The sequence below is a fragment of the Aeromonas sp. QDB34 genome (assembly GCF_027705405.1).
Classification (GTDB): domain Bacteria; phylum Pseudomonadota; class Gammaproteobacteria; order Enterobacterales; family Aeromonadaceae; genus Aeromonas; species Aeromonas hydrophila.
In genome coordinates this window covers 151,875-173,299 of record NZ_JAPDBT010000009.1, presented here as the reverse complement: position 1 = coordinate 173,299, position 21,425 = coordinate 151,875, and the positions used below count along the sequence as shown (strand labels likewise).

The following is a 21,425-nucleotide window of genomic DNA, read 5'->3' as shown; positions in this document are numbered from 1 at the left end:
GTCGAACAGATTGATTTACGGTAAAAAACCGTATCGAGGTGATTGCGCTCGGCGGCAAAATGCATATAGTAGAGGCCCTGACGCGGGTGTAGTTCAATGGTAGAACGGTAGCTTCCCAAGCTGCATACGTGGGTTCGATTCCCATCACCCGCTCCAAATTCCAGATAACGGTCAAGGCCGTTGTCACCTCAGCCGAAACGGCTGTCTGTCGTGGGGTTTCCCCATCACACCAAGCAAGTTTTGATGCCAGGCGGGCATCGTATAATGGCTATTACCTCAGCCTTCCAAGCTGATGATGCGGGTTCGATTCCCGCTGCCCGCTCCAGCCTTCATGCAAAAAGCCCACTCCTGCGAGTGGGCTTTTTGTTGTCTGTTTTTTGATGCCGGCGAGAGTGCCAGCTTGACCAAGCTGGATGGCGCAGAAATGGAAAAGGCGCCATCGGCGCCTTTTCAACTCGGGGAGAGGGAGGATTACTCCTGCTCCAGCTCGCCGCAGAAGCGATAGCCTTCGCCGTGGATGGTGGCGATGATCTCGGGGGTGTCGTTGACGCTCTCGAAGTGCTTGCGGATGCGGCGGATGGTGACATCCACGGTACGGTCGTGGGGCTTGAGCTCACGGCCGGTCATCTTCTTGAGCAGCTCGGCGCGGGTCTGGATCTGGCCCGGGTTTTCGCAGAAGTGCAGCATGGCGCGGAATTCGGAGCGCGGCAGCTTGAACATGTCGCCAGCCGGACTGACCAAGGCGCGGCTGTTGATGTCCAGAGCCCAGCCGTTGAACAGGTAACGCTCCACCAGTTTCTTCTCTTCGCCACCGGCGGCCACGTTCATGGTGCGGCTCAGCAGGTTGCGGGCACGGATGGTCAGCTCACGGGGGTTGAACGGCTTGGTGATGTAATCGTCGGCACCGATCTCCAGACCCAGGATCTTGTCCACTTCGTTGTCACGACCGGTCAGGAACATCAGGGCGATGTTGTCGTCCTCACGCAGCTCGCGTGCCAGCAGCAGGCCATTCTTGCCCGGCAGGTTAATGTCCATGATCACCAGATTGATGGTGTGGGAAGTCAGAGCCTGATGCATCTCGTCGCCATTGTTGGCTTCGAGCACGATATAGCCCTCTGCCTCGAAGATGCTTTTCAGGGTATTGCGAGTGACCAGTTCGTCTTCGACGATCAGAATGTGTGGTGTTTGCATGAGTATTCCCAGATTCTTATCAGTTAGTTATCTAAATTTTAACACTCTTTGGCGTTACCCGACCGGTCCTGAAAATTTATTACGTCATCCTGGGTATGAATGTCAGGTCGGATTATCGCGAATTTGGCATCAGCGTTGGCAAACATCCCTGTGCCACACATAGGCTCTCAATAAGTCTGATCGAGAGAAGCCTGGAAAGGTAGTCCATTACAAAAGTGGCTGCATTTTATCAGTTAACAGGCGCATAACAACACTCTTTGCCGTCAGATAGCAACTTTTTAACTCTGGTTTGATATAGGTCAAACCCTGAGTTCACAGCATGATACTTGGGGTTGCCCCCATTTTCGCCCTTATAAAATGTAATGGAATGTAACATGTGGTTGACATGAATTTGTGGGAAAACTACAGAAAAATCTGCTTTATTGCACCCTTTTCGGCGCCGAAATGGCCTGCCTACGCCATTGTGACGGCCTGGAATCCTGCCAGCCGCCAGCTGGGAATGCGTCGCAATACCCGCCGTCAGCGGGCCCTGTGGCGGGCCATTGCGGCGGTTCTTCGTTGGCAGGTGATGGGGCCTTGTCGGGGCAGTTCGCTGGATGAAAACTGGAAGGAGTCGTCGCTGCTGCTGGCCTCCACGCGCAGCGAGGCCATCCAACTGGCGGCCCGCTTTGGCCAGAATGCCATCTACTGGGTGGAACAGGGGGAGCTGTGGCTGCTGCCAGTGTTGCTGGCGGGGGAGCCACACCATCTGGGCAGAATTGAATCCCACTGGATTGTCAGGGGCTCTGCTTGATGAAAGAATGAGCGAATTCATGTCCATGGAAGGAGACTTATGATGCTGGATCTACTGCCCGATCTCTGTGACGAGTACGGCGATGCTCTGCAGGTGGCGGAGCCGCTGTTTCAAAATTTTGGTGGCAAGGCGCTGTTTCACGGCCAGGCAGTCACTCTCTCCTGTTATGAGGACAACAGCTTGGTGCGGGAGCTGGTCAACCGGCCCGGGCAGGGGCGGGTGATGGTGATCGATGGCGGTGGTTCCCTGCGCCGCGCCCTGCTCGGCGATCAGCTGGCGATCAAGGCGGCGGAGCAGGGCTGGGAAGGCATCGTGATCTACGGCGCCGTGCGCGACGTGGGCACGCTGGCGACACTGGCGCTGGGGGTCAAGGCATTGGCGCCCTGCCCGGTTAAAACCGAGAAGCGGGGACAAGGGGAACTGGATGCCGTGGTGTCGTTTGCCGGGGTGACCATACACCCGGGTGACTACGTCTACGCCGATCTCAACGGCGTGCTGGTGAGCGCCACCCGGCTGATCTGATCTCGCTAGAAGTTGAAGCCGACCCCGACGCTGAGGGATTGTTCGGTGCTAAAGGCGCTGACGCCGTAATTGGCGGTGATGGCCAGTTGCGGGGTCAGCAGGAGGCTGGTGTTGAGCTCCAGCAGGGTGCTGGGTTTGTTCACTTCCAGCTGTTTGAGCTGGCTGCCGATGTTGAGCATGGGGGAGAGCTGATAGCGCACCCCCGAGCTCAGGTTGTAGCCGGATTGCTCGCTGCTGGGACCGATGGCCGGGCCTGCTTCCATGTAGAGGCTGACACCATCGTGCAGCGGATACTGATAGCCGGTATTGATGAGCCAGAGATCGAAACTGTCGTTGTGATGAGTCTGATTGCCGAGCAGCACGCCGGAGTAACTCTTGACGTAGAGCTGGCTGTTGGCGTCGTTCTTGAGGAAATCCCAGTCGGCGGCCTGGGCGGTAAGGCTGAGGCATGAGACGAGTGCGATGACGGATGATTTGACCATTCTTTTCCCCTCCCTGGGTCCGGAACAGGAATACAAGCATGGCACATGCCAGCTGGTAGTAAAGGGAACCCCGATCACAATAAAACAGTTTTGATTTGCTCCGCTCTCATGATACACAGGCCCCCATCACCATGTTTCTTCCCCTATTTTGCTGATATCAAGAGGTGAACCCATGAACAAAAAACTGACTCTGCTGGCCGTATTGGCCCTGGGAGGCTGCGCCATGGCAACTGGTTCCAAGCTGACTCAACTGCAAGCTTCCACCTGGCAACTGCAAGGGGCGAGCGGCGACACCTTCACCCTGCAAGTCGCCGGTGACAAGGTGGCGGGCAAGGGCGGCTGCAACCGCTATTTCGGCGCCATCACCCAGCAGGGTGACGGTGTGCTGGCGCTGGGCCCCATGGGTTCGACCCGCATGATGTGCATGGGCGATCTGGCTGGCAAGGAGATGCTCTATCTGCAGAAGCTGGAGAAAGTGGCGAGCTTCCAGATCAGCGGTCAGCAGCTGGTATTGAGCGACGCCAACAAGGCGGCGCTGCTCACCTTCGATGCCATGCCTGCCGCCAAGTAACTGACGGTTTTGTCAGGGACTGTCGTAGCGCGAGCTGACGGCCCAACGCAAAAGGGACGCTACGGCGTCCCTTTTGCTATTTGCACTCCCTTTTGCAACTGGGCTCCCGGACAGGCTAGCCCCCCCGTTGAAACTTGAAGCGCTTCTTGCGCCGATAGGGATAGACATCCTCGAATACCCCCTCCTTGATGTTGCTCTGCAGCATCTTCCAGTAGTTGGCATCGAACAGCTCCTTGTGCAGCTGCATCATGATGTCGCGCACCTGAGGTTTTTGCAGCAAGAAGGTGGCGAACTCTTCGGGGAAGATGTCGTTGGGGGCCACCGAATACCAGGGTTCGGCGCTCCACTCGTCCTCGGGATAGCGCGGCGGCGGGATCTGGCGGAAGTTGCACTCCGTCATGTAGCAGATCTCGTCGTAGTCGTAGAACACCACCCGACCGTGACGGGTGACCCCGAAGTTCTTGAACAGCATGTCCCCCGGGAAGATGTTGGCCGCCGCCAGCTGCTTGATGGCGTTGCCATACTCCTCCAGCGCGAGCCGGGTCTGCTGCTCGTCCGCCTTGTCCAGATAGAGGTTGAGCGGGATCATCTTGCGCTCGGTGTAGAGGTGCTTGATCACCAGCTTGTCGTCGGTGAGGGTGAGCGCAGACGGGGCCACCGTCTTGAGCTCGGCCAGCAGCTCGGGCGAGATGCGATCGAGCGGAAACTCAAAGTTGGTGAACTCCTGGGTATCGGCCATGCGGCCCACCCGGTCGTGCTGTTTTACCAACCGGTACTTCGCCTTCACCTGCTCGTGGCTCACATCTTTGGGCGGTGTGAACTCGTCTTTGATCACCTTGAACACCACGTCATAGGAGGAGAGGGTAAACACGCTCATCACCATCCCCTTGATGCCGGGGGCGATGACGAACTGCTCCCGGCTCTGGGCCAGGTGCTGCTGGTAGTGACGATAGAGCTCGGTCTTGCCGTGCTTCTGGCAGCCGATGGCGTTGTAGATCTCGTAGTCCGGCTTGTGGGGCATGATCTGGCGCAGAAACAGCACGAACAGCGCCGGCACGGGGGCATAGACCATGAAGTAGGCGCGGGCGAAGCCGAACACGATGGAGGCTAGCTCAGGCTCGAAGATGACGGTGTCCACATAGATGCTCTGGCCGGTACTGAGCAGCGGCAGAATGAAGGGAAAAACCTGCCCCTTGACCCGGATCAGCCCCACCAGATAGGCGCCCTTGTTGCGGTAGAACACCTCCTTCAGCAGCTCGATGGCGAACGGTTCATCGTGCAAGATGGCCGGCCCGTTCTCGGCAAGATGACGCTGGATGTCGACAATATCCCGCTGTTTGTCCTCATAGGGCAGGGTGAAGCTGTAATCTCCCAGCAGCTGGCTCAGGGTCTGCGGCAGGTGGGCGAGATCGGTGCGATAGATGCGCAGCAGGGCGCTCAGGTCGGGATGCTCCCCCCGGCTGCGAAACGGATGGATATAGAGGTTCTCGTCGCGAATGTTGCGATGGCGGAAGATGCGGCGATAGACGGAGTTGAAGAAGGACTCCGCCACCTCGAAGTTCTCGCACTTGGGCAGCAGATCGCTGAACGCCCCCTTCACCTGCTTGAGCAGGGCCTGGCTCGGCAGGGTCGCCCCCATCATCTGCTTGATCAGCGCCGTGGTGGCGCCGACGTGGTGATCGTAGAGGCGAATACGCTCGCGCCCGGCGAGCTGCACCCCCAGCCAGTCGCTGTTCTCGAAGCGGCTCTTGCTGCCCTGGGTGATTTCGAGAAACCGGCTGTAAAACGACTCGAAGCGTTGCAGAATCGTCTCGGCGACGGCCTGTTCCAATGGCTGCTGCATCTCTCTCTTCCTTGTGATCTGTCGGGCCGATGGCGCCTGGGATTGGCTGCAATTTGTTCACATTCCCGGCCACTATGGCAACATTCAAACGTCTGTTCAAGTGGCAATTTTCGGGTGAAAACGGTAGATTGCGCCCCTGTTTTGCCGATGATCCGCTGTTGTTTGCGCATTCGGCCCTGCCCAGGAGAAAACCCGATGAAACTCTATTTTGTGCTGGTGGCCCCCGCCCGCCCGGCCAACGTGGGCGCTGCCGCCCGCGCCATGAAAACCATGGGCTTTGATGCCATGCGACTGGTGGCAAGCCGGGTGCACGAAGAGGAGGAGGCGAGCTGGGTGGCCCACGGTGCGCAGGAGATCCTGACCCAGGCCCAGGCGTTCGACACCCTGGAAGAGGCGCTGGCCGACATGGATCTGGTGGTGGCTACCACGGCCCGCCAGCGCGGCCGTTATCAGCACTACCTCACGCCGGCCGAGATCCGCGACCAGATCAAGGCCAAGCCGTCGCTGGACAAGATCGCCATCGTGTTTGGCTGCGAGGAGTCGGGGCTCTCCAATGAGCAGCTGGCCCAGGTCGACCTCATCAGCTATCTGCCGCTCAAGGTGAGCTACCCGTCCCTGAACCTGGGGCAGGCGATCATGCTGTACGCCTACGAGCTGAGCCAGTTGCTCGATGAGCCCGAGGTGCTAGCAGAAAATGTTGATAACGCCGGACAGGTTCGGGTGCTTAAAAGCAAAACAGCAGAAATTCTCGGTGATCTCGGAGTTTCGCAGGATGAAAAACTGCATCAGTGGGTGATGGACCGAGTGCCCATGCTGCCGCAGCGGGATTTGAATATGCTTCACCTGCTCTGCAAAGACCTTGCCCGCAAACTTGGCAAAGAGGTTTAGGTTGACAGCCCTGCGCCCGGCGCGGTATTGCTAAAAGCCAGCTTCGTTCAAGAGTGTTCGTCATGCAGTTATTCACCAACGTCATCACCACCACCATTATTACCGGTACCACCACAGGTGGCACTGGGGCCGGTTGATGCGCTGACGAACAAGCACAGAAATCAGAAAAGGCCCGTACCCACCCAGTACGGGCCTTTTTGTTGGATGATTTTCAGAACCATTTTCGGGCAAATTTGCAAGGATCACAGGGAGAGAAAGCGATGAGAGTGTTGAAGTTTGGCGGGTCGTCACTGGCCGATGCAGAGCGTTTTTTACGGGTCGCCGATATCGCGGTGAATACCCACGGCCAATCCCAGGTTGCCCTGGTGCTGTCGGCACCGGCCAAGGTGACCAACCACTTGGTGGCGCTGGTGGAGCAGACCAGCCGCGGCATGGATGCCAGCAGCACATTGTTCGAGATCAACGGCATCTTCTCCCGCCTGCTGGCAGGCTTGAAGGCAGCCTATCCGGCGCTGGATGACAAGGCGCTGCAGGCTCGTCTCACCAGCGAACTGGATCAGGTGGAGCGACTGATGCAGGGCATCCGCCTGCTGGGGCTCTGCCCAGACAACGTGCAGGCCCGCATCCTGAGCCGGGGCGAGAACCTCTCGATCGCCTTCATGCACGAGCTGCTGCGGGTGCGCGGCCTCGAGCTGGACATCATAGTGCCGGAACAGCTGCTGGTGACCGACGGCGGTTATCTGGAGGCTCACGTCGACATCGAAGCCTCCCGCCTGCGTTTTGCCGCCAAGGGCCTGCGCTCCGATTGCCTCTACCTGATGCCGGGCTTCACCGGCGGCAGCGACAAGGGTGAGACCGTGCTGCTGGGTCGTAACGGCTCTGACTACTCCGCCGCCGTGCTGGCCGCCTGCGTCGATGCCGAGTGCTGCGAGATCTGGACCGACGTCGAGGGCTGCTACAACTGCGACCCGCGCCTGGTGCCGGACGCCTATCTGCTGAAAACCCTCTCCTACAAGGAGGCGATGGAGCTCTCCTACTTCGGTGCCAAGGTACTGCACCCGAAAACCATCGCGCCGGTGGCCCAGTTCCACATCCCCTGTCTCATCAAGAACAGCTTCAACCCGCAGGGGCCGGGCACCCTCATCGGGGTCGAGCAGGGGGATGATGACCTGAAAGTGAAGGCCATCTCTGATCTCTCCGGCATGTGCATGTTCAACGTCTCCGGCCCCGGCATGAAGGGCATGGTGGGCATGGCCGGCCGCATCTTCTCCGCCGTCTCCCGCGCCGGGGTCAGCATCGTCCTCATCACCCAGTCATCCTCCGAGTACAGCGTCAGCTTCTGTATCCACAGCTATGACTGCGACAAGACCCGCAAGGTGCTGGAGCGCGAGTTCGAGCTCGAATTCAAGAACCAGCTGCTGGATCCGCTGGAGATCATGCAGGATCTGGCGATCATCTCCCTCATCGGTGATGGCATGCGCACCTCCAAGGGGATGGCGGCCCGCTTCTTCACCTCGCTGGCACAAGCCTCCATCAACATCGTCGCCATCGCCCAGGGTTCGAGCGAGCGTTCCATCTCTGCGGTGGTGCGGGATCGCAAGGTGGCGGAAGCCATCAAGGCCTGCCACCAGAACTTCTTCGGCAGCCAGCAGTTCATCGACTTGTTCGTGGTCGGCGTCGGCGGTGTCGGCGCGGCCCTGGTGGATCAGATTGCCCGCCAGCAGCCGGTATTGGCCGAGCAGGGCACCGGCCTGCGGGTGGTAGGCATCGCCAACAGCCGCCAGATGGCGGTCAACAAGGATGGGCTGAACCTCGCCAACTGGCGTGAACAGCTGGTGGAGGCCCGTGACAGCTTCAGTCTGGAAGCGGTGCAAAAGCTGGTGGAAGAGAGCCACCTCATCAACCCGGTGATCGTCGATTGCACCTCCAGCGAGGCCATTGCCGTCCAGTATGCCGACTTCCTCGCCGCCGGTTTCCACGTGGTCACCCCGAACAAGAAGGCCAATACCGGGTCGCTGGATTACTACAAGGCGCTGCGTCGCACCGCCCGTCAGACCCGTCGCAAGTTCCTGTACGAGACCAACGTGGGGGCCGGCCTGCCGGTCATCGAGAACCTGCAGAACCTGATCAAGGCGGGTGACAAGCTGCGCGCCTTCGACGGCGTGCTGTCCGGTTCGCTCTCCTTTATCTTCGGCAAGCTGGATGAGGGGATGGCTTTCTCCGACGCCACCAAGATTGCCCGTGGCAACGGCTTTACCGAGCCGGATCCCCGCGACGATCTCAACGGCATGGACGTGGCCCGCAAGCTGCTCATTCTGGCTCGCGAGGCCGGCATGGCGCTGGAGCTCTCCGATGTGGAAGTGGAGCAGGCACTGCCACCGGGCTTTGATGTGAGCGGCGATGTGGAAGCCTTTATGGCCCGCCTGCCGGAGGCTGACGGCTGGTTCCGCGACCAGTTCGCGGCGGCCCAGCGTGAAGGCAAGGTGCTGCGCTACGTGGGTTCCATCGAGGGTGGCAAGTGCAAGGTCGCCATCAAGGCGGTCGGCGCCGACGAGCCGCTGTTCAAGGTCAAAGACGGGGAGAACGCGCTCGCCTTCTTCTCTACCTACTACCAGCCGATCCCGCTGGTGCTGCGCGGCTATGGCGCCGGTACCGAAGTGACCGCCGCGGGCGTCTTTGCCGACGTGCTGCGCACCCAGAACTGGAAGCAGGAGTTGTAAGCATGAGTTCAGACATGTACCAGAGCGGCAGCGTGGTGGCCTATGCCCCCGCCTCCAGCGCCAACCTGAGCGTGGGATTCGATGTACTGGGGGCGGCGCTCGCCCCCGTGGATGGCTCTCTGCTCGGGGATCGCGTCCAGGTCAAGGCGGCCGATGTACCGTTTGCCCTCTCTTCCGTGGGCCGTTACGCCCACAAGTTGCCGGCTGACCCGAAAAAGAACATCCTCCATGACTGCTGGCTCGCCTATGGCGAGGCGCTGGAGAAGCGCGGCATCAAACTCAAGCCGCTCGAAATGGTGCTGGAGAAGAACCTGCCGGTGGGCTCGGGCCTGGGTTCCAGCGCCTGCAGCGTGGTGGCGGCACTCGAAGGGCTCAACGCCTTTCACGGCGCCCCCCTCAATGAACACGACCTGCTGCTGCTGATGGGGGAGATGGAAGGCAAGATCTCCGGCTCCGTCCACTACGACAACGTCGCCCCCTGCTATCTGGGCGGCATGCAACTGGTGCTGGAAGAGCACGGCGTCATCAGCCAGGGCATTCCGGTGTTTGAGCAGTGGTACTGGGTGGTCTGCTACCCGGGCACAGTAGTATCCACCGCCGCCGCCCGCGCCATTCTGCCGGCCCAGTATCGCCGGCAGGATTGCCTCACCTATGGCCGCCGGCTGGCCGCCTTCGTGCACGCCAGCTACACCGGGCAGGAGGGGCTGGCGGCGAGCGTATTGAAAGACGTGATTGCCGAGCCCTACCGCGCGGCGCTGATCGAAGGTTTTGCCGAGGTGCGGGCCCAGGCCGCCCAGAACGGGGCGCTGGCCACCGGCATCTCGGGCTCCGGTCCCAGCGTGTTCGTGGTGATGAAGGATCTGGCCCAGGCCGAGCGGATGAAAGATTGGATGGACGCACATTTCGTGCAGAACGAAGATGGATTTGCCCGGGTTTGCAAACTCGACATGGCCGGGGCACGGGTAACAGGAAGCGAGCTATGAATCTTTACAATATCAAGGACAAGAGTGAACAGGTGAGCTTCGCCCAGGCGGTGCGTCAGGGTCTGGGCCGCGAACAGGGTCTGTTCTTCCCCGAGCGGCTTGAGCCGTTGGCCGATGTGGATGCCTTGCTGGATCTGCCGCTGGTGGAGCGCTCCGCCCGCATCCTCAGCCACCTGCTGGGGGACGAAGTGCCCGCGCCTCAGGTACACGAACTGGTCAAGGCCGCCTTCACCTTCCCGGCGCCGCTGGTGAAACTCAAAGATGGCACCTATGCCCTTGAGCTGTTCCACGGCCCGACCCTGGCGTTCAAGGATTTCGGCGGCCGCTTTATGGCTCAGTGCCTTGCAGCGTTCCGTACCAACGACAAGATCACCATCTTGACCGCCACCTCCGGCGACACCGGCGCCGCCGTGGCCCACGCCTTCTACGGGCTGGAGGGGATCGAGGTGGTGATCCTCTACCCGAAAGGCAAGATAAGCCCGCTGCAGGAGGCGCTGTTCTGCACCCTGGGTGGCAACATCCGCACCATCGCCATCGACGGCGACTTTGATGCCTGCCAGGCGCTGGTGAAGCAGTCCTTCGATGACGAGGAGCTGAAAAAGGCGATCGGTCTGAACTCCGCCAACTCCATCAACATCAGCCGCTTGCTGGCCCAGGTTTGCTACTACTTCGAGGCGCTGGCCCAGCTGCCGAAAGCCGATCGCGCCAAGGCGGTCATCAGCGTGCCGTCCGGCAACTTTGGCAACCTCACCGCGGGCCTTATCGCCAAGGCGCTGGGGCTGCCGGTGAAGCGCTTTATCGCCGCCACCAACGCCAACGACACCGTGCCGCGCTACCTGAAAACCGGTCAGTGGGAGCCGCACCAGACAGTGGCCACTCTGTCGAATGCCATGGATGTGAGCCGCCCCAACAACTGGCCTAGGGTAGAGGAGCTGTGCCGTCGCAACGGCTGGGCGCTGGAGACCCTGGGTTCTGGCATGCGCAGTGATGCCGAAACCCGCGCAGCCCTCAAACGCCTGCACCAGCTGGACTATCTGTGCGAACCCCATGGCGCCATTGCCTGGGATCTGCTGGGCGAACAGCTGGCCGAGGACGAAGTGGGGGTGTTCCTCTGTACCGCTCATCCGGCCAAGTTCAAGGAGTCGGTAGACGAGATCCTGGGGCTGGACGTACCGCTGCCCGGTCCGCTCGCCAAGCACGCCGTGCTGCCGCTCCTGTCCCACAACCTGCCGGCGGACTTTGCCCCGCTAAGAGCGTTTCTGATTGAGTAAGACTGGTTGAGCAAAATAGCCGGGTGCTGAATGGCAGCCATAAAAAATCCCCCGATATCGGGGGATTTTTGTTTTCTGCGTTGAGGTCGAGAGCAACCAGAAATCGGGAGCAAGTTATTCCACGGCCGTTTTTTCACAGCTCGGGTTGCCCAGATCATCGTGAACACTGCAATCCCAGTTGTGCACCCCATCGCTGAGCTGGTCGTATTCCACCTTGGCTGCGGCCAGGTTGACCCCTTCCAGTTCGGTTGGCTGGACGTTTACATACCACACGCGTGTGCCGTCGGTGACGAAGTTCTCCTGCAGCGGTTTGATAAGGGTGCTGTCGACCCCTTTTGGCAGGGGAGCGATCCGCTGGTTGCCGCTATAGAAGCCGTCCTTGGTCACGGCCGAAGAGAAGTTCAGGCAGTGGAAGCTGGCGGCATCCACCTCTTGCTGGGGTTCACCCTCGAAATAGAGGGTGCCATCAATGTTGGCCCACCCTTGGCAGACGTCGTACAACGCCACTTTTCCTCGATGAGGGGTGACCTTGGTCTGGTCGGCCACATAGTAGTAGTGGCGCTGGTCAGCAGCCTGACCATGGGCCGTCTTCAGGTGTTTGGGGTCCGCTCCCTCGAGCAGTTCGCCGGTGACGAGAAAAACATGGCGATCGTCGCTGGCAAAAGGGTGGTCAAGCAATGCGAAGGCGGCGGTATTCACTGGCACCTTGATCTGCTCGCAATAGGCATAGGCCTGCTGCCCGCTCAGCAGAAAACTGCCGAGCGCTTTGGCAGTGTTGAGATCGAAGCTGTCGGGCAGTGGCTGGGCATTGCAGAAATAGCGCCCCTGCGAGTGGGCAATGCTGAAATCATCGTTGCGGTATGTGACATCAAAGTCTGTCGGCACAGCTCCGGCCAGCGGGATCCCCGCTTGATTGCCATAGGGTTTGAAGATGACCTTGCCGGCATCAAGCTGATAGGGAGCAACAATTTCTGCATGGCTTGCCAGCGGCAGACAGCACGCCAACAGGGCGCAGTAGCGAACATTCATAAGGGCTCACTGTTCATTGAGAAGGTGGGTGATGATGCGAAATGGCCGCCAGGGTTGCGAGAGCACAGCATGCCCCAAAACAGTGCCGTTTGGCACCATTCGTAGGTGGGTTTCCATATGGCAAGCATTAAGCGCCATTCGGGCAGTGACCTGAGGGGGGATAGGTGGTTCAGCCGGATGCCTTAGTTGCCTCTTCTGCTGGCAGTAGCACGTTGTGGGGGAGACAACATAAAAAGAGCCCGGCGGGGCTCTTTTTATGGATCGATAGCGGGCTGCTTAATTGGCTTTGCCAATCACCTGAGGGCTCGCTTCGCAGAAGTCGTAACCGTCGCAGTACTGCACCTGATAGACATACTCCTTGCCGGGGATCAGAGGATTCTGGTCGCCATTGATGTCGATATAGCGGTCGTCGTTGATGCCAAGTTTGGCCAGTTCGACAAACTTCTGATCTTGCGGCTTGTCGAGTTTCTCGGCGCGGGAGATGCGGGTGTATTTAAGCTGACGGGTCGTGATGGCGCTGTTGTCGGCATTGCTCCAGGCGAGCTGGACTTCGCTGACCAGATCATTGCTGGCCTTGATCCCGGCAGGCTGGTTGAATCTTGGGTACTGCACCTTGATGGTGGAACTGGCGATGCGCAGTCTAAGGCTGGTCAATGAGTCGAAGGAGGCAATGTTGTTGCCGCACAGCGAGAGATATTTCGGCATCGCCTTGTCATATTTCGGCTGATCCTGCCCATCGTAGAAATGCATCGAGAGCTGGGTATCGCCGCTGGAATAAGAGGTCGCCCGCTCGATGTTCTTGCGCTGGGACAACATGAAGTTGTCGGGTGAGCTGCTGGCCCCGACGGAGAGGGTCATAAAGGTATAAGAGTCGCTGGTGGAGGGCTGATAGAGATTATTGGTGCCCCGCAGGGAGTAGCTGCGATATTTCGGGTCCGAATACATGTAGGAGTAGAGATCCATGGTACCGGCAGAGGCACCTCCCTCAGCATTGACGCCGGTGTCATTGAAGTTGTGCCCGAACAGCAGGGTGGCGCCTTGCGGGGTATTGAGGCGATACATCTGGCAGCCATCGATGATCTGCTGGTATGTCAGTGTGGCGAAGTGGTGGGCAACAGTCTGCTCGGCCATGGCGGGTGCAGTCAGCATGGTCAGAGCGGCGAAGAAAGCGCGTTTCATATAATCGAATCCCGAATGAAAAAAGAGCGCACATTCTAGATCATGTCATCGATCAATCATGCTCCATATGGGTATTGAACTATCTCTCTAGAGGTGGTTTTCGTACGAGCCTTTATGGCGGCCGGGATTGGCCGACAACAGGATCTGATCCAGATGATGTGTGTTGACCTGCCCGCATACGTCGGGTTAGCCTCTTGGCTCCTTTGATATATGAGTACTTCCTCCGATGCGCATTTAACCTGTCCGCACCCCGCTTTTTGATTCCTCTCCCGCCTGGGAGATCGGGTGCGTCTTACCGTGACAGGTTGATGCTGATTCCTTGTTTGTTTTCCCACTTGTGGACACGTGTCCCTGTCATTTGGCTTGGCTCTTGGCCTGCGGCTCCCGCATTGGCCCACAGGAGTTCAGATGACCCATATCGCATGTCATATCAACGCCTTGCAGCTGCCCTTCGGCGCCTGTACTGGGCCCCTTACCTTCACTTTGCCCGCTGCGGGCTGCACCCTGATCGGCCGCAACGGCATCGGCAAGAGCCTGCTGCTCGAACTGCTGGCGGGCCAGCGCCGCGCGGCTTCTGGCAAGATTGAGTGGTTGACCCCCATTAGCTGGTTGTCCCAGTTTGCACCCGCTCAAGATCATGACGGCGCAGCCAGCGTGGCCGACCTTATCGGCTGGGGCGAGCCGCTGCGGGCCCTTGAGCGCATCGAGCAGGGGAGCTGCGCCCTGGACGATTTCGAGCGGCTGGCTGATCGCTGGAACCTGCGCAGCGATCTTGCCGACCTGCTGGCCGAGGCGGGCCTCAGACTCGATGCCCATGCCCCGGTCAGCACCCTGAGCGGCGGCCAGCTCACTCGTTTGCGCCTGCTGGCACTGTTTGCGAGACCAGCTCACTTTCTGCTGCTCGATGAGCCGGACAACCACCTGGATGCTAGTGGCATCGCGTGGCTGAGCCAGCGATTGGCCAGCCACAGTGGTGGTTATCTGCTGGTAAGTCACGACCGGCGCCTGCTCAATCAGGCCAGCCAGATACTGGAGCTGGGCGAGCAGGGGCTGCAGAGCGCCGGCCTCTCGTTTGAGGCATTTTTGGCGCAGCAGGCCGAGTTGCAGGCTGCCCGTAGCGCCCGGCTGGCGCAGGCGGAGCGCCGTGAAAAGGCGGCGGCGCGCAGCGTGCAAAAGGTGCGCGAACAGGCGGCCAGACGAGCCAGCCAGGGGCGGCGCGAGCGCGGCTCCCAGGCCAAGATCCTGCTCGATTTCAAAGCGGAACAGGCGGGAAAATCCCTTGGCAAGGTGCTGGATCGCCACGAGCGGGGCCACAGTGCCCAGCTGGAGGCTCGCGCGGAAGCTGCGGCCGCGCTGGCTGCGGTGCAGCCGCTTGTCATGCAGTGGCCGTCGGAAAGCGATCGCAAGGGGGCGGCCCAGCCGCTGGTGATCACGGCGGCGCGCCACGGGCGCTGGCATGGTCAGCAGGTAGATCTGGTGCTGCAACGTGGGGCTCGCTGTCTGTTGGCCGGTCGCAATGGCAGCGGCAAGTCGAGCCTGCTGCAGATGCTGCGCGGCGAGCTGGCACCCGATGCCGGCAGCTTTCGCATCAATGGCCGGATGGCCTGTCTCGATCAGGGGCTCAGCCTGATTGCGCGAGACCTCAGCCCGCTGGCCAATCTGCTGGCGGTTGCACCGACACTGTCCGAGAGCGACGCAAGAACCCGGTTGGCGGGTATCAAACTGCGCGGCGATCGCGCTCTGATGCCCTGTCATGGTCTGAGCGGTGGCGAGCGACTAAAACTGGGCCTGCTGATGGTGCTGGCGCAACTGCCAGACCTGTTGCTGCTGGACGAGCCGGACAACCATCTGGATCATGTCTCGCGCCAGCTGCTTATTCAGGTGTTGGCCGACTATCCAGGCACCCTGCTGCTAGTCTCCCACGATCCCGACTTTGTAGCCGGGGTGGGGATTGAAAGGGAGTATTGGTTGGAAGAGAAGAAGCAGACGCTGAAAAGCGTATAAGCCTCTGCACAAGTTCAAGAAGTAGGTGGACGAGAACCTGAGTCTGGATATGCCGCTGCCCGGCCCGCTGGCCAAGCTGCCGCAGCTCTCCCACAACCTGTCAGCAGAGTTCACCCGGTTAAGAGCTTTTCTGCTGGCTTGAGCCCTTGCCGCGAGCTAACCGATAGAAATAAAAATCCCCCGGCAACGGGGGATTATTGTATGGGTAAAGTTGATTCACGTTCGGTCTGCTGTGCAATAAGGCGGATAACTATCTGGGTTACCCCTCACATTAGCTGCTAAGTAACTGATCTTAATAGTGCTATATCTTGCCGGACGCTCTGCGGTGTCAGGCATTTACGCTATCTGGTGACAAAGTCTGAAGTGAAAGGGCTTCAGCGCATGATGCGTACTCCATGTCACATGTAAAAGCTTCACGAACGCAATGACCTACTATTCGGAATAATGGAATGGACCCGTACGGTTTTTTTCGACTGAGGTGGGGATAAAACTTGAGCCAGCCAAGTAATTGCTGGCTCAGAAAAATGGATATCCCATATTTTTTTGTTCACGAAAATGGTGGAGTTTGTGAAAAAAGGTTGTCTCCACACTGTATGGCACGATCAAGTGACTTAATCATGAGCATTTCATCGGATGTCATTGGTAGTTTTACACTTGCACAGGTGCAGTACTCAATCAAAACTTTTAGTCTGTCATTGAGTGCTTTTATCATGTTTAGGTCTATTTCAAAACAAACTTTGAATGTTGGGCTATTCAAGTTATCCTTTAGATTATTATATGAGGCCAAATAATTATTTGGTCTGTGTTTAAGCTCATGTTTCTCTCTGGTATATTCTTTATTTAAATTGAACTCACGCTCATGTAATGGTATGTCGTTATAAACAGAATGGAATTTTGGAGTTGAATATCTATAAGGGTTCCTTTCTATATCATCAAATGGCCCAAGATTATACCCCGTAGATATCATGGCGGCTGCTATTTGTTCATCTATAGTTCTGTTTGCTTTATTTTGATAAACAGCCATGAATATATCATTGATTGTGGCTATGTCTCTATTTTTATTTGATGTTTGATCAAAAACTGTTTTAATTTTTTCTTTTGAGAGGATTTTCTTTGATTTTCTAACCCATTTCACCGCTCTTTTTTGATGTTGTTTATGGGTGCTGTTCTCATAAGCAAAGTCAGCTTGCGCCTTTGTGCCTTTATAGATGATGCCTGTAATCTCCTCTAAAATAGAGCTTTTTTCTATATCGGCAGGTGAGCAAAAATCTATGTTTGAGGATAAATTTATACCAATAGATGCATATGCCTGCGCAACCAATCGAGAACAAAATTGACCTCGTGTCAGAGAATATTGAGGTTTATTGTCATTCGTAACAATCAATGCTTCTCGGATGCTATATGCGCTCCCACACATATTTCTGGCATATGTACATAATTTATTTTTAGATTCATCATCTAAGCCTGCTTTTGGGCGGAGAATTCGTAAATAATTTCCATTAGGCACTACAATTCTATTTGGGACTCGACTGTAGACGCCTCCTTGTACGGTAGCTTCAATGAGGGTGCCCCCTACATATATCATTGCATGAGAAAAACTCCCCTTTGTTTTTTCCATGATTAACTTTGAGTGAATACCTAACCCGCGTTCAAGGATTATATCACCAGGGATTAGTTTTAGTTCGTTTAAAAAATAGTACTCGTTATCGTTTTTATCGTTTTTATCGTTTTTATCGTTTTTATCGTTTTTATTTAATATGTTCATAAGTTACGTGACTGTTAATGGTGGGAATTAGCCTGTCGAGCTAAAGAGGAATTAATCCCCTGAAATACAACAGGCGCTATGAAAAATAGATGATGCAACATCCTCCTAAGCAAGGCGTGTTTTATCCATTACGTATGTTGGGCTGTGCTCAGCACCAATCTACGCACTGCATCAATCACTGTGCAAAACCCTACGCTACCGCCCATGGATTACAGCTTCCAATATGCTCCATTGACCAGCGAGGGCAGCAGCCCATCACTGATGAATAGGCACCGGATGGCTATGTTAAGCCAATCGAATCTGCTCTCACCAGTCAAAAAGTGACGTAACTATCAGGAATCTCTGCGTTTTATGCGCTGGCTCAAGAAATCGTAGAGGCAGGAAGCTGGATTCCCATGGCCCTTGATTTTATTGGGGGTTGGCGGGCGTGGCTGGGACAAGAGTGGCTGGCTTGCCGTTAAGGCGGAGCTGGCCGGAGAGAATCCCGCTTAGCCAATCGGCGCTATAGTGCGGGCTATGGTGCCCTGTGCTCCGTGGCCCTGGCTGGCAAGGCGAGGGATCTGCGGCAACAATCAGCTGTTGTCATAACAGTTACTTGCAATCAGATCATCATGCAAACGGGTCACCATGCCAACACATCACAATAAGGAACGTCATATGAAGCGTATTGCCATCCTGTTCGGCCTGCTCTGCGGCAGCGTGCTGCTGGCCAATCCGGTCTTTGCCAACGACGCTGCCCAGTTGCAGTGCGAGGCGCAGGCCGCGGCGAAAAAACTGGCGGGCGCCGCCAAGACCAGCTTTGTCGGCAAGTGCGTGAAAGATGCCGCCGGTGCTGTGAGCGGCGAATGCGAGAAAGCCGCGGCTGACAAGAAGCTGGCCGGTGCGGCCAAGAACAGCTTTATCCAGAAGTGCGTGAAGACGGGGGCGGCGATCGATCCGGCGGCCAAGTGCGAGAAGGCGGCGGCCGACAAGAAGCTGGCTGGCGCGGCCAAGAACAGCTTTGTCCAGAAGTGCGTGAAGGATAGCGCCGCCAAGTAAGGGGTTTTCTTGTCCGGTGTGTTTGCGGGGGGCCAGCAGGCCCCCCGCGCTTTTTGGGGCGCAGGGGCGTTATTGCTGGGCGGGTGACACGGCCCTTGCCGCAAGGGCTGGGCTGATTAAGAGCCAATAAGCGGTGGTGGAGGGGGGCAAGCGGGGCTGCCATGGAGAAGTTGCCGGAACTGGGATCTCGATCGGGGCAACAGGACTTTTGTCCTGCAAGGGGCGAGGGGGCGGGGGCTAGGATGCCCTCATCCACACGAGTCAAACTGGAGCACAACAATAATGACCGCTCATATCAATGCCAACCCGGGCGATTTCGCCGAGACCGTCATCATGCCGGGGGACCCGCTGCGGGCCCGCTATATCGCCGAGACCTTTCTGACCGATGCGCGCGAGGTGACCAATGTGCGCAACATGCTGGGCTACACCGGCTACTACAACGGCCAGCGCATTTCGGTGATGGGCCACGGCATGGGGATCCCCTCCATGGTGCTCTACGCTCACGAGCTGGTGAACGACTTCGGGGTCAAGCGCATCATCCGCATCGGCAGTCTGGGGGCGACCCAGCGCCACGTGCAGATGCGTGACGTCATTCTGGCGCAGGCGGCGGGCACCGACTCCCCGACCAATGCCAAGCGCAGCGCCGGTTACCAGATGGCCACCTCGGCCGACTTCGCCCTGCTGCACAAGGCGTTTACCAAGGCGCAGGAGAAGGCGATTCCGGTCAAGGTGGGCAATATCTTCACCGGCGACCTCTATTACGATCCAGACGACAACCTGATTCCGGCGCTGGAGAAGTTCGGCGTGCTCGGCATCGACATGGAGGTGGCCGGTCTCTACGGGCTGGCCCATCAGCAGGGGATCGAGGCGCTCGCCATCCTGACTGTCTCCGACCACTGCCTGACCGGTGAAGAGACTAGTGCCTCCGAGCGGCAACTCTCCTTCAACCAGATGATCGAGCTGGCGCTGCACACCGCGCTGTAAGCGCCGCGGCCCCGCCCAACCCTGCACGCACCCTGACCCCAAGAGAGATCCAATATGAACAATAAGCTCTCCCTCACTGCCATCAGCTTCCTGGCCAACTTTGTGATGGCCGGTTTTGCGACCCAGTTCGGCATGCTGATTGACCCCATCGCCGCCAAGTTCGGCGCCGACGTCAATCAGGTGGCCTCCATCTTCTCCCTGCTCAACGGCGGGGCGCTGGCGGGCACCATTGCCGCCTTCTTCCTCATCGAGAAAGTGGGCCTCAAGCGGATGACGCTGCTCTGCTACGGCCTGATCGCGCTGGCGGCGGCCGCGCTCCATCTGACCGGCTCGCTCTATGTGGTGATGGCGGCCATGACGGTAATTGGCCTGTGCGGCGGGGTGGGGCTCTGCATTGCGGGGACCCTGGTGGTGAGCGTCTGGCAGGCGCGGATGCAGAGCACCATGCTGGTGGTGCAGGATGCCACCTTCAACGTGGCCGGGGTGGTCTTTCCGCTTATCACTACCTACACCCTGACTCACGCCATGGCGTGGAGCTGGAGCTATCTGGCGGTGGGGGTGGTGGCGCTGGCGACCATGCTGGTGGCGGTGCTGACCAACTTTCGCAGCTGCGAGGCGGGCGGCGAGAGCGCCGGCAACGAGCACTCGGAGTGGAACCTCGGCATCATCAGCGGCGGGGTGGGGCTTTTTCTGGGCATGCTGGCGCTCTACACCTTCCTCACCTGGGCGCCCATGTTCGTGAAGAACAAGTTCGGCATCCCCTTCGAGGAGGCGGGCAACATCATCACCCAGTACTGGACGGCGGCCCTGCTCGGCGCGCTGGTCTCGACCGCCATCGTGACCCGCGTTGCGATCCGCACCTTCCTCCTGGTGATCATCACGCTGGCGATGGGGATGACGGCGCTGATCGTCACCACCGACAACCTGAGCCAGCTGCCATACCTCACCTACGGTTACGGCTTTGTCTGCGCCGCGCTCTACAACGCCTTTATCGCCTACGGGGTGTCGTTTGTGCGGCAGGCATCGAGCAAGAACGTCTCCTACATCCTTATCAGCGGCAGTGCGGGGGCCATGTTCAGCCCGGCCATCAGCGCCCTGTTCGAGCAGGTGATCGGTCTGCAGGCGGTGATGTACGCCATCCCGCTTATCTATGGCGTGATCCTCGCCATGTTGGTGGCCTCGCTGCGCATGGCCCGGCCGCAGCCTTGTCTCGCCTGAGCGGGAGAGTAAACAGCAAGAGGGGCGGTATCGACCGCCCCTCTTTTTTTGTCTTTAACCGGCAACTGATACCCGCGACTTATGGCTGCTCCAGAAAGGCCCTGAGCCCCGCCAGATCGCGGATCTGCAACCCCTCCTCACCGCGCTCCACCAGTCCCTTCTCCATCAGCTCTTTCACCGCCCGCCGGTAGACCCGGTCGGTCGTGCCGAAGCGTTCCGCCTCCTGATACCCCTTGCGAAAGCCGCTCACCGGATTGTCGTGACAGTGGCTGTGATAGAGGTCGAGGGCGATGTTGTAGCTGATGGGGTAGAGCATGCGGCAGGTGAAGATATCCACCGTGTCCTGATAGTCGATGGCAATGGCGGTGGCAAAGAAGAGCGCCACCTTGGGGTGGGCGACCAGCGCCTGCTCCAGCTGCTCGCCGTCGATGCGGGCCACTTCCAGTGGCTCCTCGGCGATGATGTCGAGCTGGCAGCGGTAGCCGGTGAAGAACTCCATCTCGCCAAAGAGCTGGTGGTCGCACTCAAGGGTGCCGAGCTGAAAGCGGCGGCCATTCATGGCGGTGTGGCCCATGGCGATGCGGCCGCTCTTGACCAGCACCAGATCCCGCAGCGGTTCGCCCTGGCGCATCAGGGGCTCCCCCTCGGGGATGAGACGCCGCTCCGTGATGCAGGAGCTGACCACCTGTTCGATGAGATCGTGGCCGGCTTGCCAGTGGGGCTGAAAGCGCCCCTTGAGAAGGGGTTTGAGTTGCATGGGGTTCCGGGTCGTCGCCAAACACAAACGGCTATTACACACCCTGCCGCTGGCAGACTCCAGCCCGAAGGCGCTGAGGGCCGGCGTGAGCATGCGAGGGTGTGACGAAGATCGGGCTGACAGGACTGAAGCGGGCACGGCTGGAGCGGATACGGCGGGAGCACAGCCCACGCCATCCGGCCCAGAT

Annotated in this window: 19 protein-coding genes and 2 tRNA genes; 14 read left to right on the top strand and 7 right to left on the bottom strand. The window is 58.6% G+C overall.

Annotation, left to right across the window (positions count from 1 at the left end):
- Positions 1–82: 82 nt before the first annotated feature.
- Together OKC29_RS14085 and OKC29_RS14080 are read left to right on the top strand one after the other, a co-directional pair.
- Positions 83–156, top strand: a tRNA-Gly gene (locus OKC29_RS14085).
- Between the two features lie 94 nt (positions 157–250).
- Positions 251–325: transfer RNA gene (locus tag OKC29_RS14080), tRNA-Gly, on the top strand.
- Between the two features lie 146 nt (positions 326–471).
- On the opposite strand, the gene arcA is transcribed toward OKC29_RS14080, so the two are convergent.
- Positions 472–1,191 carry a two-component system response regulator ArcA gene (gene arcA / locus OKC29_RS14075; RefSeq protein ID WP_011706824.1) on the bottom strand — a complete coding sequence of 240 codons (720 nt, stop codon included), beginning with the start codon at positions 1,189–1,191 and terminating at the stop codon, positions 472–474.
- A gap of 376 nt (positions 1,192–1,567) precedes the next feature.
- Here arcA and OKC29_RS14070 point away from each other — a divergent pair, with 376 nt between their 5' ends.
- Together OKC29_RS14070 and OKC29_RS14065 are read left to right on the top strand one after the other, a co-directional pair.
- Positions 1,568–1,984 carry a DUF3293 domain-containing protein gene (locus tag OKC29_RS14070; protein WP_073351093.1) on the top strand — a complete coding sequence of 139 codons (417 nt, stop codon included), beginning with the start codon at positions 1,568–1,570 and terminating at the stop codon, positions 1,982–1,984.
- A 42-nt stretch (positions 1,985–2,026) separates the two neighbouring features.
- Positions 2,027–2,506, top strand: coding sequence for a putative 4-hydroxy-4-methyl-2-oxoglutarate aldolase (locus tag OKC29_RS14065; protein WP_011706822.1), 480 nt, complete (start codon positions 2,027–2,029; stop codon positions 2,504–2,506).
- Positions 2,507–2,511: 5 nt separating this feature from the next.
- On the opposite strand, the gene OKC29_RS14060 is transcribed toward OKC29_RS14065, so the two are convergent.
- Positions 2,512–2,988, bottom strand: coding sequence for a hypothetical protein (locus OKC29_RS14060; RefSeq protein WP_024943683.1), 477 nt, complete (start codon positions 2,986–2,988; stop codon positions 2,512–2,514).
- 172 nt (positions 2,989–3,160) lie between these two features.
- On the opposite strand from OKC29_RS14060, the gene OKC29_RS14055 reads away from it, so the two are divergent.
- Positions 3,161–3,559 (top strand): META domain-containing protein, encoded by a 399-nt coding sequence (locus OKC29_RS14055; RefSeq protein WP_024943684.1) that lies wholly within the window; start codon positions 3,161–3,163, stop codon positions 3,557–3,559.
- 115 nt (positions 3,560–3,674) lie between these two features.
- Here OKC29_RS14055 and aceK read toward each other — a convergent pair whose 3' ends face one another.
- Entirely contained in the window at positions 3,675–5,402 is a 1,728-nt protein-coding gene (aceK, locus tag OKC29_RS14050; RefSeq protein WP_073351091.1) for a bifunctional isocitrate dehydrogenase kinase/phosphatase, read from the bottom strand.
- A gap of 195 nt (positions 5,403–5,597) precedes the next feature.
- Between aceK and OKC29_RS14045 the strand changes: the two genes are divergently transcribed.
- The 4 genes from OKC29_RS14045 to thrC all read left to right on the top strand — a co-directional run bounded on the left by OKC29_RS14045 (position 5,598) and on the right by thrC (position 11,264).
- Complete coding sequence (locus tag OKC29_RS14045) at positions 5,598–6,290, top strand: tRNA/rRNA methyltransferase (protein ID WP_073351089.1); 693 nt, start codon at positions 5,598–5,600, stop codon at positions 6,288–6,290.
- A gap of 260 nt (positions 6,291–6,550) precedes the next feature.
- Positions 6,551–9,010, top strand: coding sequence for a bifunctional aspartate kinase/homoserine dehydrogenase I (thrA, locus tag OKC29_RS14040; RefSeq protein WP_073351087.1), 2,460 nt, complete (start codon positions 6,551–6,553; stop codon positions 9,008–9,010).
- A 2-nt stretch (positions 9,011–9,012) separates the two neighbouring features.
- On the top strand, positions 9,013–9,993 hold the full coding sequence (gene thrB, locus OKC29_RS14035; protein ID WP_073351085.1) for a homoserine kinase: 981 nt from the start codon (positions 9,013–9,015) through the stop codon (positions 9,991–9,993).
- Positions 9,990–11,264, top strand: a complete 1,275-nt coding sequence (gene thrC, locus OKC29_RS14030) for a threonine synthase (protein ID WP_073351083.1) — start codon at positions 9,990–9,992, stop codon at positions 11,262–11,264. The genes thrB and thrC overlap by 4 nt, the downstream gene beginning before the upstream one ends.
- Before the next feature lie 114 nt (positions 11,265–11,378).
- Here the strand turns inward: thrC and OKC29_RS14025 are convergent, their stop codons facing one another.
- On the bottom strand, positions 11,379–12,293 hold the full coding sequence (locus OKC29_RS14025; protein WP_073351081.1) for a DKNYY domain-containing protein: 915 nt from the start codon (positions 12,291–12,293) through the stop codon (positions 11,379–11,381).
- Positions 12,294–12,569: 276 nt separating this feature from the next.
- On the bottom strand, positions 12,570–13,472 hold the full coding sequence (locus tag OKC29_RS14020; protein WP_073351080.1) for a hypothetical protein: 903 nt from the start codon (positions 13,470–13,472) through the stop codon (positions 12,570–12,572).
- A 408-nt stretch (positions 13,473–13,880) separates the two neighbouring features.
- Between OKC29_RS14020 and OKC29_RS14015 the strand changes: the two genes are divergently transcribed.
- Positions 13,881–15,476 (top strand): ATP-binding cassette domain-containing protein, encoded by a 1,596-nt coding sequence (locus tag OKC29_RS14015; RefSeq protein ID WP_073351078.1) that lies wholly within the window; start codon positions 13,881–13,883, stop codon positions 15,474–15,476.
- 25 nt (positions 15,477–15,501) lie between these two features.
- Positions 15,502–15,618 (top strand): threonine synthase, encoded by a 117-nt coding sequence (locus OKC29_RS14010; protein WP_073351076.1) that lies wholly within the window; start codon positions 15,502–15,504, stop codon positions 15,616–15,618.
- Between the two features lie 405 nt (positions 15,619–16,023).
- Here OKC29_RS14010 and OKC29_RS14005 read toward each other — a convergent pair whose 3' ends face one another.
- Entirely contained in the window at positions 16,024–17,241 is a 1,218-nt protein-coding gene (locus OKC29_RS14005; RefSeq protein ID WP_073351073.1) for a hypothetical protein, read from the bottom strand.
- A gap of 657 nt (positions 17,242–17,898) precedes the next feature.
- Between OKC29_RS14005 and OKC29_RS14000 the strand changes: the two genes are divergently transcribed.
- The 3 genes from OKC29_RS14000 (at position 17,899) to tsgA (ending at position 20,481) form a co-directional block, all read left to right on the top strand.
- Complete coding sequence (locus tag OKC29_RS14000) at positions 17,899–18,279, top strand: hypothetical protein (protein ID WP_162275748.1); 381 nt, start codon at positions 17,899–17,901, stop codon at positions 18,277–18,279.
- A gap of 282 nt (positions 18,280–18,561) precedes the next feature.
- On the top strand, positions 18,562–19,263 hold the full coding sequence (gene deoD, locus OKC29_RS13995; protein ID WP_049048959.1) for a purine-nucleoside phosphorylase: 702 nt from the start codon (positions 18,562–18,564) through the stop codon (positions 19,261–19,263).
- Between the two features lie 54 nt (positions 19,264–19,317).
- The gene (gene tsgA, locus OKC29_RS13990) at positions 19,318–20,481 is read left to right on the top strand and encodes an MFS transporter TsgA (RefSeq protein ID WP_073351070.1); all 1,164 of its coding nucleotides are present in this window, start codon (positions 19,318–19,320) and stop codon (positions 20,479–20,481) included.
- A 79-nt stretch (positions 20,482–20,560) separates the two neighbouring features.
- Here the strand turns inward: tsgA and OKC29_RS13985 are convergent, their stop codons facing one another.
- Positions 20,561–21,238: a Crp/Fnr family transcriptional regulator gene (locus OKC29_RS13985; protein WP_073351069.1), complete on the bottom strand. Its 678-nt coding sequence runs from the start codon at positions 21,236–21,238 to the stop codon at positions 20,561–20,563.
- Positions 21,239–21,425: the final 187 nt, after the last annotated feature.

Coding starts and splice junctions, on each gene's coding strand:
- arcA (WP_011706824.1), bottom strand. CDS start 1,191: ATGCAAACACCACACATTCTGATCGTCGAAGACGAACTGGTCACTCGC.
- OKC29_RS14065 (WP_011706822.1), top strand. CDS start 2,027: ATGCTGGATCTACTGCCCGATCTCTGTGACGAGTACGGCGATGCTCTG.
- OKC29_RS14060 (WP_024943683.1), bottom strand. CDS start 2,988: ATGGTCAAATCATCCGTCATCGCACTCGTCTCATGCCTCAGCCTTACC.
- OKC29_RS14055 (WP_024943684.1), top strand. CDS start 3,161: ATGAACAAAAAACTGACTCTGCTGGCCGTATTGGCCCTGGGAGGCTGC.
- aceK (WP_073351091.1), bottom strand. CDS start 5,402: ATGCAGCAGCCATTGGAACAGGCCGTCGCCGAGACGATTCTGCAACGC.
- OKC29_RS14045 (WP_073351089.1), top strand. CDS start 5,598: ATGAAACTCTATTTTGTGCTGGTGGCCCCCGCCCGCCCGGCCAACGTG.
- thrA (WP_073351087.1), top strand. CDS start 6,551: ATGAGAGTGTTGAAGTTTGGCGGGTCGTCACTGGCCGATGCAGAGCGT.
- thrB (WP_073351085.1), top strand. CDS start 9,013: ATGAGTTCAGACATGTACCAGAGCGGCAGCGTGGTGGCCTATGCCCCC.
- thrC (WP_073351083.1), top strand. CDS start 9,990: ATGAATCTTTACAATATCAAGGACAAGAGTGAACAGGTGAGCTTCGCC.
- OKC29_RS14025 (WP_073351081.1), bottom strand. CDS start 12,293: ATGAATGTTCGCTACTGCGCCCTGTTGGCGTGCTGTCTGCCGCTGGCA.
- OKC29_RS14020 (WP_073351080.1), bottom strand. CDS start 13,472: ATGAAACGCGCTTTCTTCGCCGCTCTGACCATGCTGACTGCACCCGCC.
- OKC29_RS14015 (WP_073351078.1), top strand. CDS start 13,881: ATGACCCATATCGCATGTCATATCAACGCCTTGCAGCTGCCCTTCGGC.
- OKC29_RS14005 (WP_073351073.1), bottom strand. CDS start 17,241: ATGAACATATTAAATAAAAACGATAAAAACGATAAAAACGATAAAAAC.
- OKC29_RS14000 (WP_162275748.1), top strand. CDS start 17,899: ATGAAGCGTATTGCCATCCTGTTCGGCCTGCTCTGCGGCAGCGTGCTG.
- deoD (WP_049048959.1), top strand. CDS start 18,562: ATGACCGCTCATATCAATGCCAACCCGGGCGATTTCGCCGAGACCGTC.
- tsgA (WP_073351070.1), top strand. CDS start 19,318: ATGAACAATAAGCTCTCCCTCACTGCCATCAGCTTCCTGGCCAACTTT.
- OKC29_RS13985 (WP_073351069.1), bottom strand. CDS start 21,238: ATGCAACTCAAACCCCTTCTCAAGGGGCGCTTTCAGCCCCACTGGCAA.